The organism is Streptomyces sp. NPDC028305 (genome assembly GCF_055569495.1).
Genome location: NZ_JBVHTN010000003.1, coordinates 176425 through 189972 on the forward strand (window position 1 = coordinate 176425; position 13548 = coordinate 189972).

The 13548-nt window shown below is 68.4% G+C and carries 14 protein-coding genes and 3 pseudogenes; 11 read left to right on the forward strand and 6 right to left on the reverse strand.

Features of this window, described 5'->3' with window-relative positions; all coding sequences use genetic code 11:
- Positions 1 to 18 precede the first annotated feature (18 nt).
- Both ACZ4WQ_RS12170 and ACZ4WQ_RS12175 read left to right on the forward strand, forming a co-directional pair.
- A complete protein-coding gene (locus tag ACZ4WQ_RS12170) occupies positions 19 to 828 on the forward strand; it encodes a DUF6923 family protein (protein WP_398372496.1) in 810 nt (269 codons plus the stop codon).
- A 408-nt stretch (positions 829 to 1236) separates the two neighbouring features.
- Positions 1237 to 1890 carry a hypothetical protein gene (locus ACZ4WQ_RS12175; RefSeq protein ID WP_398372495.1) on the forward strand — a complete coding sequence of 218 codons (654 nt, stop codon included), beginning with the start codon at positions 1237 to 1239 and terminating at the stop codon, positions 1888 to 1890.
- A 137-nt stretch (positions 1891 to 2027) separates the two neighbouring features.
- Here ACZ4WQ_RS12175 and ACZ4WQ_RS12180 read toward each other — a convergent pair whose 3' ends face one another.
- Positions 2028 to 2255, reverse strand: a complete 228-nt coding sequence (locus ACZ4WQ_RS12180; RefSeq protein WP_311721446.1) for a hypothetical protein — start codon at positions 2253 to 2255, stop codon at positions 2028 to 2030.
- 604 nt (positions 2256 to 2859) lie between these two features.
- On the opposite strand from ACZ4WQ_RS12180, the gene ACZ4WQ_RS12185 reads away from it, so the two are divergent.
- Both ACZ4WQ_RS12185 and ACZ4WQ_RS12190 read left to right on the forward strand, forming a co-directional pair.
- On the forward strand, positions 2860 to 3009 hold the full coding sequence (locus ACZ4WQ_RS12185; RefSeq protein WP_385342839.1) for a hypothetical protein: 150 nt from the start codon (positions 2860 to 2862) through the stop codon (positions 3007 to 3009).
- 93 nt (positions 3010 to 3102) lie between these two features.
- On the forward strand, positions 3103 to 3780 hold the full coding sequence (locus ACZ4WQ_RS12190) for a DUF4232 domain-containing protein (RefSeq protein WP_398372492.1): 678 nt from the start codon (positions 3103 to 3105) through the stop codon (positions 3778 to 3780).
- Between the two features lie 65 nt (positions 3781 to 3845).
- On the opposite strand, the gene ACZ4WQ_RS12195 is transcribed toward ACZ4WQ_RS12190, so the two are convergent.
- Entirely contained in the window at positions 3846 to 3971 is a 126-nt protein-coding gene (locus ACZ4WQ_RS12195; protein ID WP_398372490.1) for a hypothetical protein, read from the reverse strand.
- Between the two features lie 162 nt (positions 3972 to 4133).
- Between ACZ4WQ_RS12195 and ACZ4WQ_RS12200 the strand changes: the two genes are divergently transcribed.
- Complete coding sequence (locus tag ACZ4WQ_RS12200) at positions 4134 to 4343, forward strand: hypothetical protein (protein WP_398372488.1); 210 nt, start codon at positions 4134 to 4136, stop codon at positions 4341 to 4343.
- Positions 4344 to 4402: 59 nt separating this feature from the next.
- On the opposite strand, the gene ACZ4WQ_RS12205 is transcribed toward ACZ4WQ_RS12200, so the two are convergent.
- Both ACZ4WQ_RS12205 and ACZ4WQ_RS12210 read right to left on the reverse strand, forming a co-directional pair.
- Positions 4403 to 5071 (reverse strand): Type 1 glutamine amidotransferase-like domain-containing protein, encoded by a 669-nt coding sequence (locus ACZ4WQ_RS12205; RefSeq protein WP_311721440.1) that lies wholly within the window; start codon positions 5069 to 5071, stop codon positions 4403 to 4405.
- Positions 5072 to 5160: 89 nt separating this feature from the next.
- Positions 5161 to 5391: a hypothetical protein gene (locus ACZ4WQ_RS12210; protein WP_385339690.1), complete on the reverse strand. Its 231-nt coding sequence runs from the start codon at positions 5389 to 5391 to the stop codon at positions 5161 to 5163.
- Between ACZ4WQ_RS12210 and ACZ4WQ_RS12215 the strand changes: the two genes are divergently transcribed.
- From ACZ4WQ_RS12215 to ACZ4WQ_RS12225, 3 genes and pseudogenes are all read left to right on the forward strand, one after another.
- Positions 5381 to 6208: a hypothetical protein gene (locus ACZ4WQ_RS12215; protein WP_398372485.1), complete on the forward strand. Its 828-nt coding sequence runs from the start codon at positions 5381 to 5383 to the stop codon at positions 6206 to 6208. The genes ACZ4WQ_RS12210 and ACZ4WQ_RS12215 overlap by 11 nt on opposite strands.
- Positions 6209 to 6334: 126 nt before the next feature.
- Positions 6335 to 7012, forward strand: a complete 678-nt coding sequence (locus ACZ4WQ_RS12220) for a YwqG family protein (protein ID WP_311721436.1) — start codon at positions 6335 to 6337, stop codon at positions 7010 to 7012.
- A gap of 84 nt (positions 7013 to 7096) precedes the next feature.
- Positions 7097 to 7332: pseudogene (locus ACZ4WQ_RS12225) on the forward strand (integrase); the annotation flags it as partial.
- Between the two features lie 83 nt (positions 7333 to 7415).
- On the opposite strand, the gene ACZ4WQ_RS12230 reads toward ACZ4WQ_RS12225, so the two are convergent.
- Positions 7416 to 8498: a protein kinase family protein gene (locus ACZ4WQ_RS12230; RefSeq protein WP_398372483.1), complete on the reverse strand. Its 1083-nt coding sequence runs from the start codon at positions 8496 to 8498 to the stop codon at positions 7416 to 7418.
- Positions 8499 to 9259: 761 nt separating this feature from the next.
- Here ACZ4WQ_RS12230 and ACZ4WQ_RS12235 point away from each other — a divergent pair.
- Positions 9260 to 12004: a hypothetical protein gene (locus tag ACZ4WQ_RS12235; RefSeq protein ID WP_398372997.1), complete on the forward strand. Its 2745-nt coding sequence runs from the start codon at positions 9260 to 9262 to the stop codon at positions 12002 to 12004.
- 123 nt (positions 12005 to 12127) lie between these two features.
- Positions 12128 to 12421 (forward strand): annotated as a pseudogene (locus ACZ4WQ_RS12240) (IS110 family transposase); the annotation flags it as partial.
- A 57-nt stretch (positions 12422 to 12478) separates the two neighbouring features.
- On the opposite strand, the pseudogene ACZ4WQ_RS12245 reads toward ACZ4WQ_RS12240, so the two are convergent.
- Positions 12479 to 12961, reverse strand: a pseudogene (locus ACZ4WQ_RS12245) (DJ-1/PfpI family protein); the annotation flags it as partial.
- A 154-nt stretch (positions 12962 to 13115) separates the two neighbouring features.
- Here ACZ4WQ_RS12245 and ACZ4WQ_RS12250 point away from each other — a divergent pair.
- Positions 13116 to 13466 carry a hypothetical protein gene (locus tag ACZ4WQ_RS12250; protein WP_398372481.1) on the forward strand — a complete coding sequence of 117 codons (351 nt, stop codon included), beginning with the start codon at positions 13116 to 13118 and terminating at the stop codon, positions 13464 to 13466.
- Positions 13467 to 13548 lie beyond the last annotated feature (82 nt).

Sequence of the window (13548 nt, forward strand, 5' to 3'; positions counted from 1 at the left end):
GCCAGAACGGAATTTTCCATGAGAAGGATTTCCCTGGCCGTGGTCGCGGCCACAACGTCACTCATTCTCGGTACCACAACGACGACAGCGAGCGCCGCGGAGTGGCGGCAGGTCTCCAACCAGAGCTTCCATCTGCTCACCGCGCTGCAAAGATCTCAGGGAGTCACCACCGACGGCCAGTACTGGTACTTCTCCTGGCAGTTCGGCCTGAGCAAGGTCACCCTCGACGGCGAGTCGACGCTGACCAGCAAGACGCTCGCGATTCCCGCCGAATTCCTGGCCCAAGGGGACAACCACATCGGCGATATCGACTACTACCAGAGCCGACTCTATGTACCGATCGAGGACGGCTCCGCCTACCAACACGGCCACGTGGCCGTTTTCGACGCCGCCACGCTCGAATACACCGGCATATCCTACGATCTTCCCCAATCCGTCCAGCGCGACGGTGTCCCCTGGGTCGCCGTGGATCCCGCCCGCGGCTACTTCTACTCGTCCGAGTACAACGCCACGGCACTGAATGCCTACAGCCTCACCGACGGCCACCTGGTCAAGCAGATCCCCCTCAGCCAGCCCGTGCCCAAGGTCCAGGGAGCCAAGATCTACCAAGGACAGCTTTACGCCTCGTCCAACGGCCCCACGAAATCGGTCCTCCGTATCGACCCCGATTCCGGATCCGTCAGCGACGTACTCGACTCCGGCCTCTCCGAAGACACCGAAACCGAGGGCCTCGTCTTCCTTTCCCGCCCTGATGGCTCGGCCATGCACGTCCTCGACGTCGCACCCAACAGGATCAGCGTCAATTTCCGTCACTTCGGGCCCAGCTGACCCGCGCAACGGGCTCGCTGCACTCTCTCAGCGTCGCCGCTTCGGCGGCGACGCTGCCGAGCGAAGTCTCTTTGTCTCGCTTGGGGTGCTGCCAGAGCGGCTCAAGCAGGGACGACGGCACGACGGGCATGGCCCCTCCGGCATGGGCACGGTGGCAGGAATAGCGGCACCCGTGCTGTGCCTGCGTGGCACAGGGCATACGTGGGACACCGCTTACGGCAGGCTGCGGCGTGAGAGCCGCGGTCTTGTTGCGGCTCCCACGTGGACGGATCTGGTCAGGGCAGCAGGTGGTGGGTCAGGCATCGCCTGGCTGCACGGCTTCCGCCGACTGCGGATCCGCTGGGAACAACGCGAGCGCCTTGTGTGCGAAGACGGTCCGCGTAAGATCACCGCTCGAGGGGTGGTGGCATGACCATGAGGAACTACCGGTGGTGCGCGGCGATCGCGGCGGCACTGCTACTGGCCGGCTGTGGCGGTGGCGCGGAGAGCGGCAGCGGGAACGACAAGGCGGTAGCGCTCACGAAGGAACAAGTACGGGAGACGTTGCCGGATGGCGAGGCCATGACGGGTTGGAAGGAGTCCGCTCGGCCCACGGCCGTTGAGATGGACAAGCTCTACCGTTCGCAGGCCTGCCCCATCAAGGACAACGCGGGCTGCGAGAACTCCCGCTTCTTCGGCGCCTCGACCTTCCGGCACGACGACAGCGCCGCCACCGTCACCTTTCTGATCATCGCCTACGACAGCGAACAGGCCGCCCGGGAGGCGTACGACGTGCTCTGGGACGGCCACTACGCCAAGAGGGCGGGACAGAGGGCCAAGACGTTCGGGATCGGCCCGATCGGTGACGAGCGCGACGCTCGATTCGGTTCCTTGGGCTTCCGCGGCGAGCCCGGCGCCGTGACCCAGACCCGGGTCGGCACGGCGCTGCTGTGGACCGAGGCGGCTTCCGCGGGCAAGGGCGGCATCGACGAGGACGGAGTCCGGGACCTGGCCACAATGCTCGCCAAGCGTACCCGACAGGCCCAGAACGGGGACGCACCTTCCGCCGCGCTCGACGGCTGACCGGGCGGCCACGCCGGGACCCGCCCCGCGGGCGTGGGGGTGGTCCGCCACCCCCACGCGTGCGCATAGGGTCACAGATGACCTGTGGTCCTACGCCAACCCGACGTGGGTATTGCCCTCATGGCGGAGCCGAGGGTCTACCACTTGTAGAACAAGTACCCACCCTCCGCGGCCACGCAGTTGAAGCCCAGGAGCCTCCCCTGCTGAGCCAGTTGGTTGCCGTAGGTCTGGCACTCCCCGATGGTGCTGAACCACCTGGGCTGTACGGGGCTGGCGGAGGCCGCACCAGCAGCCCCCAGGGCGAGGACCGAGGTCGCGATCGCGGTGGCGGCAACAGCCGCGAATGTACGGCGCTTGTTCTTCAACGCTTCTCCCGATGAAATGAACAACGATACGGCCACCCCGCGAAAGCACCGACGCGGCCGCACTCACCGTAGCCCCGGCCCATTGCCTGCCCATTGCCGTGATACTGCCTGAAACTTGTCCGCTCACTCCGGGTGGCTCAGAGCCTCCCGAACACATCTGGCAAAACCTCGCCATGCTGCCCCAGGACTACCGCCGCTGGCGCCGCTGGCCCGTCACCGCCCGCGAGAACATCACCCTCGGCCAAGGGCCCCGGCGACGACCCCACCATCACCGCAGCCGCAGCCGGAGCCGGAGCCGGAGCCGACAGCGTCCTCGCCACCCTCCCCGACGGACTCGACACCAGCCTCGCCCCCCTCCTGGTGGGGCGGCCGCGACCTCTCCGGCGGCCAATGGCAGCGCATCGCCGCCGCACGCATCGTCGTCCTCGACGGCGGCGAGATCGTCGAAGAAGGGACCCACGAGACTCTCCTCGACCACAGCACCGGGAGCGGCGCGTATGCGGCGGTGTGTCGCACTCAGGCCAACACCTACGCCAGCACCCCCGCATGATCCGCATGCCCTCGGCACCTGCCGGACCTCGGGTGCGGACAAAGCTGGGAAGCCGTGCGGAAGACCCGGCCGCCCGCACCGATCGTCTGCGACGAGTGCCGCCACCCGGTGCGCACCCAGCCGCTGACGGTCGCGCTCGCCGGAGCGGGGCTACTGGTCACCATCGTCGGAGACGAGCGCCGGGCCGTTTTAGCCGGGCGTTAGTGGAGCGGCAGCCTAGCGATAGTGGCCTCGACCAGGGTGGGTGACGTACCGAGGAGACAACGACGCAAACCACCCCCGGGGGGGGGAACCGAAATGAGCTCCAGCACCACTGTCCGCACCGCCCGTCGCCGCACCCTGCGCGTCGCCGCCGCGGCACTCATCGCAGCCGCCGGCCTTTCCCTGACCGCCTGCAACAACTCGGACGACACCGCCTCGAAGCCTGCGGCCGGGGCCGGCAGCGCAGGCTCCTCCGCCGGAGCGCAGGGCACTGATGCCCAGCCGGACAACGCCAAGTCGGGCTCCGGCGACGGCGCCTCGTCCCGTGCCGGCTCCGGGAACGGCGCGGCGAAGGGCGGGGGCAAGAGCAAGTTCTGCCGCACGAGCGACCTGATCATGGAGGCTGTGGACAGCTCGCCCGACCAGGAGGTGGGTGAGGTCACCGTGCAGATGACCAACAAGGGCGCGAAGACCTGCTCGGCGACGGGCTTCGCGGGCGTAGACCTCAAGGACATCGACGGCACGTCCGCCCCTGTCGACCGCGGCGGTGAGCAACCCCGCATCACCGACCTGAAGCCCGGTGACACCGCCACCTTCAGCATCTCCTACGAGGTCGACTTCAGTGGCGACAGCCTCGCGTCCCCGACCAACATCATCGTGACGCCGCCGAACGAAACCCACAGCGTGACCCTGGAATGGCCCGCGGACGCACTGAAGCTGGCCGGCCCGTACGACGACAAGATCCAGGTCCACCCCGTCGGCATAGCCAACTGAGCACCACGAAGTCAGCCCTGTGCTGGTGAGGCTCTGGCCGGGGAACATGTCCCCCGGCCAGAGCCTCACCAGCACAGCTTGTCGACCACGACGACGTCCCACTCCAGGGCCGTGTGGGTGCCGCGCTCGTCCTCCTCCACGCGCAGCCGCTGACACGGATTGCGCGGCTCGGCACCGACGACGTCCAGCACGAAGACGGCGAAGTCCTCGTCCGACTCGGTGACCCGCCGTCGCCCGTCCCAGCCCCGTTCGCCGGGAAGCTGCTGGACTACCTGGGGCAGCGGCCGAACACCATGACCGCGACCAACCCCAACGCCCGATGGCTCTTCCCCGGCCGCCGGGCCGGACAACCCATGACCGCAGGCACTCTGGAACTCCGGCTCCGCCACCTGGGCTCCCCGACCCAGCGAGGACGCGCCGCGGCGATCCGCCACCTCGTCCTCCAGGCCCCGGACCCGGTGGTCGCCCGGATGCTGGGCTACAACGCCGACACCACAGCCCGCCTCGCCGAAGAGGCCGGAGGAACCTGGCGCCACTATGCCCCCGGTGACCACTCACGGTGACTCCCAAGCCACCTCATCGCGTTCCGGCAGCGGTCGCCGGCTCCCCACCACGCGTTGAGTCACGGATGGAACCGCCACCGGCCTTCAGAAATGACATCCACCTTGCCGTCCCTGACGCGAACGGCCGTCTCGTCGTCGATGAAGTAGATCGGGAAGTCCGCCCGCGCAGCGATGCGATCAGCCCAGGCGTCGTCCCTCTCGGGGAAATCCGGCGAGTACAGGTGAGGCTTGAGATACCAGTCGAAGAGGCCGAACGGCGGCTCCACGGTCGTCGCGCCGAGCACGTGGAGGTCCGCGGTGTCCCCGATGACGTCGGCGGAGTGTCCGGTGAGATTACGGCTGAAGATCATTGAGCCGGCGCTGACCCCCACATAGACCCGGTTCTCCAGCGTCTCCAGGAAGCCGTCGGCCAGGCCGTTGCCGGTGATGCTGCGCGCGAGGTGGTAGTGGCTGCCGCCCTCAACATAGATGACGTCGGCGTGGGCCAGCCGGTCGAGCACCATCTGCCGGGGCAGGCCGTTCAGTTCCAGGACGTCGAACTCCCGCCAGCCGAGGCCGTACAGCCGGTTCATGTCCGCGACGAACCACCCGTGGTCCCCGGGCTCGGCGACTGATGCCGTGGGCACGTACACGACGTTCGCGGATCCGAACGGCTTTCCCAGCATGTCCCGCAGCGCATCCCGCAGTGTCTCGTTGCGCAGGCCACTCGCCGTCAACAGAAAGTTCATCGGGCGAGCCAAGCACGGCTGACGGGCGAGCGCAACGAACCCAGGATCCACCAATACCTTCATGGCATGACCGCATCAGGAACAGGCACTCACGGTGACCACAACCACCCAACAGCCGAGTAATACACGTCCTGGAATCCCAGGTCGGCGTGGTCGGCGCCGACCACGCCGCCGATGCGCATGCCGGTGTCGATGAGCAGGTACAGCGGCACCGCGTCCCGCACCGCCGCTTCGGCGCCGAGTGGGGTGTGAAACTGGCGACCTCGTGTAATCGAGGCCACCGAACTCGTCACGAAGGACGGGTTCGGGATGTCGGCCATGGAGACCAAGCCCTGGCAGACGATGGTGCGGGTACGGGTCGGCAACGCGCTGTCCGTCGTCACCTACGCCGAGGAGTTCGCCGGCCGCGAGCGCACCAGAGTGATCGCGGAGATCCTGATGCGTGACTTCCTGCGGCGCGCGGGCCTGGACGACTCCGGTGGCGGGCACGGGACGGGGACGCTGACGGCGAGCAGGCGCCGACTGGCCGAAGTTCCGCGCGCCGAGGTCCCGAAGCAGGGCACCCGACTGGCCAAGTACACCCACATCCCAAGCCAGTCCGTCTACGGGGCGACCTGGAAGGAGAAGGAGCGGTCGTACGTGTGGGCAAGTTCGCGCCTGCCGTTCGCCTTCCGCGCGCCCAAGCCGCTGTTCTGCCAAACCGGCGGCAAGGACGATCTCCTCACGTACGAGTGTGAGCGCAGCGCCACGGCGACGGCGGCAGCACAGGTGCCCGACATCAAGATCCGGATCGCGTCAAACCTCGACTGCGGGGCCTCCTGCCACGAACGGGACGCCGACGCCTACGAGCGCGCCCTCCTGAAGTACGGCGATCCGCGGTGGACGAGCGTCCCGTCGTCCCCTGAGCGCGTTGGTACGGCCGCCTACGCGCAGGAGGCCAAGACGGTCGACCAGGAACAGTGCTACACCATGTATCTGCGCCGGAGTTTCATCTGGCACAGCAAGGGCAGGCAGCTGACCTGGCGGATGTGGGTGAAGGTGAACGTGCCGGAGAAGGACAGGGACCTGGCCCAGATGGTGGCGAACGACATCTTCACCCAGTCCGGCCGGCGGGGCAGGGCCCCGACCATCAGCTGAAGACGATCAACGAGCCCTGGGCCAGGCTGCCGGTTGTTGCCGCGTGCAGTGCGGGTGCCGACAGGTCAGCAGTCTGGGCTGACGAGGCACCCTCGTCTCTGGGCCGTCACGACGAGGAGAGTGCTCATGGTTCCGACGTTGAGGATCGGTGCGTTCGTTCCCGCCGGCGTGCCGATCACGGCCCCGGTCACCAAGTTCGGGGGCCAGCCGGTGTGGCTTTCCGAGCCGCAGTGGCCGGTCAATGACGCATGGGATGAGCCGATGCGCTTCATCTGCCAAATCGAGCTCGGGGCTGTGCTCGGCGACGTGGGGCGAGGCAAGCTGGCGTACGTCTTCGTGACTCACGCGGCCCACGGCGACGAGACGTTCTTCGACCCCGACATCGCCTTTCCAGACGAGGGCGCGAACGCGGTCATCGTGCAGCCGGGTGGTGTCTACGGCGGTTCAACGCTCCCGCTGGCCACCGGGCCCAGCCTATACCACATCGAGGATGGGTCCGACGCCGAGTACACCGTCCGGCTCCAGCCGGACAAGGACCCCGACTTCCGTCCTCAGCACGACCACGGGAGGCCGCCGCCCAATGATCACGATCAATACTGGGAGCAGATCAGCGGTGCCAAGATCGGCGGAACGCCAGCGTTCTTTCAAGGCGATGATTGGCCTGACGGCGGGCCCTGGAAGCTGGCGTTGCAGCTGAGCCCGAACTTCCAGCCGTTCTACCTCAATCTCGGCGCAGCGCCTACAGCGTTCGCGTTCGTCTCGCCGGACGCCAAGCAGGGGCGGTTGCTCGTACAGGACTCCTGACCGAGGTCAGGGAGCCATGGGCTGTGTGGGAGGACCTGGGCGTGTCCGCCGCTGGACGGCTGGCTCCAAGGGATCGCCGGCGGGTTGGGAGTGAAGGTGGCCGCGTCGACCATCTGGAAGATCCTCAAGGAATCCGGCGTCGATCCGGCGCCCGGATGTACGTAGTTGCGGCGATCGAACACAGCAACCGCCGCATCCGGATCCTGGGCGCCACCGCACACCCGTCCACCTCCTGGGTAACCCAAACGACGAAGAACCTGGCCATGGACCTCGAAGGCGCAGGCTGCCGGGCCCGGATCATGATCAGGGACAGCGATGGGATCCGCCGCGGCCCGCCACGCAGGCCCCGGCACACCACCCGTCCCGAGACGTCCTGACGGCGATCCTCTGGGGAAATCTGGCCTCAGTGGGGCGCCGCGACCGCAGTGGTGCGATAGGCCCGCTCGATCTCGGCGGTCGGAAATGGCGTCCGCTTGCTCTCGATGAGCAGACGGCGGGCGAACTCGCCCATGACAACGGCAGCTCGGGAATGCTGGTCGATGATCGCGGCGATCTCGCGCGGGACGTCACCGGGCTGGTGGCCGGCGATCCACTCGCGTAGGAACACCTCGTGTTCCATATCGCCGCGCAGGCCATCGGGCAGGTGGTGGCGAAGCAGATGACTCACGGTGTGGCAGCGGTCATACACGAGGTGGTCGGAGAAGAACTCCGCCTCGGATGCCGACAGTTCGAAGCCGGAGCTCAGGGCGAGTCCGAAGTCCGCGAAGTACAGCAGTCGACCGTCGGTCAGGACATTGGTGAAATGGGCGTCGAAGTGGACGAGTCCGTGCGAGCTCATGAAGGCGGTGCCGCGCGCCAGGGCTTGCTCCACCCACGGGTACGGCGAGCTCTCCCCACCCTCCGGCGCGGCGGTCCGGTAGTCGTGCAGCCAGTCGGCAAGTGTCTGCGGGAGGTGTTCCAAGAAGAGAACCAGGCTGGACGAGGACCGGCCGATAGCCTCCAGCCGCCCACGCACGGCCGGTGATCCCTCCCAGTGCACGACCGCCCCGTCGATGCCCCCGAACTCGGCGGCGACCCCTTCGGGAGGTGAGTCGGGCAGGATGCGCCAGTGGTACATCAGCGGAAAGCCCTCGTACTCGTTCCCGAGGACCCAGTTGGTGGTCATGGCGTGCACGGCCAGCTCCCGCCAGGCCCCGAACCCCGCTGAGCCCACCCCGTACTGGTAGAACATCGGCAGTCCGAAGAGGTTCGCCGTCGACCGCGCGTTCTCCGGCCGCAACTCGATCTCCGTCAGGGGGATCCGCTTGACGAACACCCGCGTGCCGTCGATGTCCAGCTCCGCCGACCTGCCGCCGATGCCGGACCCGAGCGGGTCGGCTGCGCCCACCACCTCGCCGAGCCGACCGTCACTCAGCAGGGACAGGTGCGTGGCCACGGTGCCATAAGTGGCAAGCCGCGCGGCATACCGCGGGTCCGGGTGTTGCATAGACGACTCTCGGTGCCCGGAACCAGGGCTTTGGTGATCTTGCGACACGTTGTCGAGCCTATCCGCCAGGCTACCGAAGGAGCAGGTACGCGAAGTCGCCCGGGACGCTGGCCCCCGGACGCCGCCTCAGACGATGCCACGCCCCCGGCACCGATCTCTCACGGACGCGACCGCAAGCGTTCTACCTGCGCAAACGGCACCCTTTCACCCGTTTGCCCCGGATACGCTGCGGACGACGCGGTACATTGACGCCGTCTTCCGCAGTTGGTGCTGCACACGGCGGACCCTATGGCTGTGGGGGCTTGGGTCGGACTTCGCCCCAGAAGGCGTCCCCGTCCAGCACGCGCTGCTTCTTGTGGAAGGTCCCTATGCGGCCGCCTTGCCGGTCCTGCTCGTGATCGGGAACCCAGGCGATGCCCCGGCTGTTGGCCGGCAGACTCGCATAGAGGCTTTGAGGAAAACAGCCTCCACGTGCATGAAATCGCAGGCCAGAAGCGTGTCGGCCTGGGCTCGGAGGAAGGAACGCCAGGTCTGCCGGGAGGCGCGCCGCGGTGCGGGGCTTCCCCCGTTCGGTGATCGGCTAGTCCCCGCAGCTGCGCTGGCTTGATCGCGTCGCCCGCCCGCTTTCGGCGTCTCCTCACAGACAACCCACAGACACCTCGCCCTCGTCCTAGGTGACGCGAGAGGCGCCCGGGACCGACGGGACGTCTGCGCACGGGGTTTTGAGGAGAGGACCATTGATCCGTGCCCGGCGAATATGTGTGACCGCCGTGGCGGTGCTGGCGGCCCTAGCGGCCTCGCCCGGACTGGCACAGGCTGAACAGCCACACCAACCGGGGCCGTTGAGCGCGACGGACGACAACCCACTTCCGCCGGGGTGGCGGATCGACGGGGAGGGCGGGGCGCGTGAGCTGGTCTGGCGTGCGCCGAAGGCCGTGCCCATGGGGGATGCGCGGGTCGAGTTCCGTACCGGGGACCGGCTGCTCGGGGTGCCGAAGCCGGCGAGGGACGGGCGGACCTTCCGGCTCGCCCTCGACGAGGCGCTGCCCAAGAAGCTGGCGGGCCTTCAAGTAACGGCCGCGGGGCGTCGGCTGGACGCGGCGGCCGACGACACGCACAAGTCCGGCTCGCGCGGGGCCCGGATGCCCGCGCAGGCGCCGGCGAACGGCGTTGATCCGGGCAAACCCGGCTCGTACCGCACGGTCACCGGGGAGTACGACCTCGACCCGGTGCGCCTGCCCGGGTTCGACACCCCGGTGGAGATGACCGCCAAGGTGGTGGCGCCGAAGGGTGCTACCGGCAGCCGGCCGCTCGCCCTGTTCCTGCACGGCCGCCACGACACCTGCTACAAGCCGGGCTCCGAGGACGACGTGACCGGCGACTGGCCCTGCGCGGACGGCTACAAGCCGATCCCGAGCTACCTGGGCTATCTGCGAGACCAGCAACTGTTGGCCACCCAGGGATATGTGACGGTGTCGATCTCGGCGAACGGCATCAACGCTCAGGACTGGGAGCCCGAGGACGCCGGCGCGCAAGCGCGTTCCTCGCTGGTACGGCAGCACCTCGCCCGCTGGGCCGACTGGACCGCTCATCGCTCCTCCGCCCCGGCCGTCGTACGCGAGGCGGCGAAGGCGGACCTCTCCCAGGTCCTGCTCGTCGGCCACTCGCGCGGTGGCGAGGGCGTCAACCGGGCCGCCATGGACAGCCTCTATCCGCCGCCGGCCGCCGAGGACGGCTACCGGGGCCCGGTGCGCTGGAAGGTGCGCGGGACTGTGCTCATCGGACCGACGATCTTCGGCCAGAATCCGGTCGCCGACGTGCCGTCCGTGACGCTGCTGCCGGGCTGCGACGGCGACGTGTCGAACCTTCAGGGCGAGGACTTCGTCGATGGGACGCGCGGGATCAGCCGAGGCACGGCACTGCACAGCGCGGTCTACATGGTCGGCGCCAACCACAACTACTTCAACAGCGAGTGGACCCCGGGCGAGGCCGTCGCACCGGCCATGGACGACTTCGGGACCGACCCGGAGCAGCCGGACCCGGTGTGCACGCCGGGTGCCCCGACCCGGCTGACCGCCGCCCAGCAGCACAAGGCGGGCGCCACGTACATCGCCGCCGCGGCCCGGCTCTTCCTCGCCGGGGACGATCGGGTGCGTCCGCTGCTCGACGGTTCCGGCAAGCGGGCCCCATCCGCGGACCCGGCCCGGGTGCTGACCCACGCGGTCGGCGGCCGCCGCAGCGGTGGTTTTCTGCCGGACGGCGGGGCGAAGGTGACCGGCGCCCGGCTGTGTTCGGCGATCGACCCCGACCCGGCCGTGGCCTGTCTGGACCCGGAGACCCTCGGATCGTCACCGCACTTCGCGTCGTGGGAGACGGAACAGGAGACCGGCCGCAGCGCGGTGGACCTGAAATGGTCCGCGCCGGGCACGGCCGCGCGTTTCACTCCGGCCAAGCCGCTCTCCCTCCGCGGCTCCCAGAAGCTCGCGCTCCGGGTCTTCGTACCGCCGAACACGACCGGCACGAAGTTCGACGTGTCCGTCACCGACTCATCCAACCGTCGGGTGACGCTGGGCTCGGTCCAGGTGGACGGGCTTCCGGGCTCTGTGAACACCGCCTCGTACTGGGCCCAGGAGCTGCGTGTCCCGCTGTCGGCCGCGACCCGGGCCGGGCTCGATCTCAGGCATGTCAAGTCTCTTGGGCTGACGCCCCGTTCGCAGTCCGGTCGGGCCTGGCTGATGGACGCCTGGGGCTGGGCACCCGGCACTTTGGCGGTGAAGGCGGCCGCACTGCCGCGTGTCGACGTGGGCCGCGCGGTCGTCAAGGAGGGCGACTCGGGCACCCGTACCTACCGGATTCCGGTCGAGATCTCCGGGCACGGCAGCGGGCAGGTCCGCGTGTACGTCCTCGACCCGGAAGGCGGTCCGGCCGAGAACCGCCTCGTGACCGTACGGCCCGGCAGCGACGGGATCGACGTGCCGGTCGAGGTGAAGGGCGACACGGTCTACGGCGACGACGTAGAGCACGACATCGCGGTCAAGGCCGTGCACAACGCCGTTGTCGGCAAGCACCGGGGCGGGCTCACCGTCGAGAATGACGACCCCGAGCCGGTGATCACCCTGTCGCCGGTCGTGGACCGGGTGACCGAGGGAGAGGCGCTGACCTGGCGGATGTCCGTGGACGCGCCCACGGCAGTGGAGATCTGGCAGCCGGTGCGGGTGCTTCCGGTCACCGAGGGCGCCGAGCTGTCCACCAAGGACGTGGATCCGCAGTGGCTCCAGGAGTGGTCCGGTGACGTGCCCGACCCGGAGCGGCCGCTGTCCGACGCGAACCTGTGGATGTGGCTGAACATCCCGCCCGGGAGCACCAGCGTGGACTTCGTCGTGCCGACCGTGCGGGACCAGGTGGTCGAGCCGACCGAGTCGATGCGCCTCGCGCTGACCGACCGCAACGCCGAGCCGCTGCCCGACAGGCCGGTGCTGACGGGGACGGTGCTCGACAAGCCGTAAGCACGATGTACGAGGCTCGCCCTGGATCCTTACGTATCCCCAGGTCGGGTTCTCTCGCGCCAGGCGCTGGATGAGCGCCGCAATCTCTTCGGACAGCGGTGGCCGACCGGGTTCGACCGCCATCTGGCGCCACTTCCACCGCACCCTTCAGGCAAGACGTGGTTCTCGACGAAGGTGATCAACGACGAGGCGCAGATGCTGACGCTGATCGAGGCTGCTCGGGCGCGCGCCGACGAGGTGCGGTGGGCGATGGACATCGCCGGCCGTTCCTCGACCCTGCTGCTGGCCCTGCTCGTCGCGCACGGTCAGAACGCGGTCTACGTGCCCGGTCGCACGGTCAACCGCATGTCCGGCGCCTGCCGCGGCGAGGCCAAAACGGATGCCAAGGACGCCCTGGCCATCGCCGAGGGTGTGCGCGACGACGGTGAGCCCGAAATCGATTCCCGCGGTCACGCCGCCCCCGGAGAACCTGTTCCGGTCGATGCACACACGTTCCGTCGACACCTCGACGCCCAGCCGTGCCAGCTGGTCCCGGGACGCCCAGTGCGTAGCTACGCGGTAACCGTCGAGCAGTCCGGCCGCCGCAAGAACGAGCGGACCGTTGCAGACCGCGGTGATGTAGGAAGCCGTCGCACCGCGGTCTGCCAGCCAGGCGATGGTGGCCGGGTCGAGCATCGGCTTGTACACCATCCCGCCACCAGGGACGAACAGAATGTCGAGCCGCTCGGGGCAGTCATCGAAGGTGGTGGTGGGAGCGATGGTCATGCCGCCGTCGTCCGAGACGACAGGGTCGAGGGTCTCGGCCACGAGGTGGACCTTCATGCCCGCCAGTGCAAACGTGGTGTATGGACCAACAAGGTCGAGTGCGGTGTGTCCCTCGTAGAGAAGGATGCCCACTTCCAGTGGCTGCGCATCGCCTGTCAGGTGATCGGGCCAGTTCGTGGTTTGATCCGTCATTTTTCGGAACCTCCTAGATTAGAAGGCTTGCAGCGTTCCTGTCGTACTGAAACGCGGGAGGGGGGTACTCCACCGCGCCGTTCACCGACAGGAGCGAAGACTGCCTCATCCGCAAGTTACAGTCAAACTGAAACCTTCGATCGAGTGGGGTGCCGTGACCGTCCCGCCGCAGCCCACCAGTACCGCCTTCCTGCTCGCAGCCCTCGGCAGGCACGTGCGCGGCGACGTCGAACACACGCTGAAACCGACCGGCTACACCCTGCGCCACCTCGCGACTCTCGGGCATCTGCGCCGCGAACCCGGCCTGTCCGAGGGTGGTGACGACAGCCGCAACGTGCTCGTCCTTGTGGGTGTCGACTCCGAGCACCACTTAGTCGGCGGTGGGCAGGCGGGTGGATTCGACGGTCGCTGTCTGCTCCGGCGTGCTGGTCATGACTGTCCCGATTCTCGACGACTTCGGGGTGGGATAGCCGACGTCGGACTGGGCGGGCGGTCGGAACCGTGACGGCGCCTGTCGCGAAAGCCCCTATCGGGGCACGTCCGCGCCGGTCCGACGGCAGCGAGCACCGCTCCCGTCCGTGGTCGAC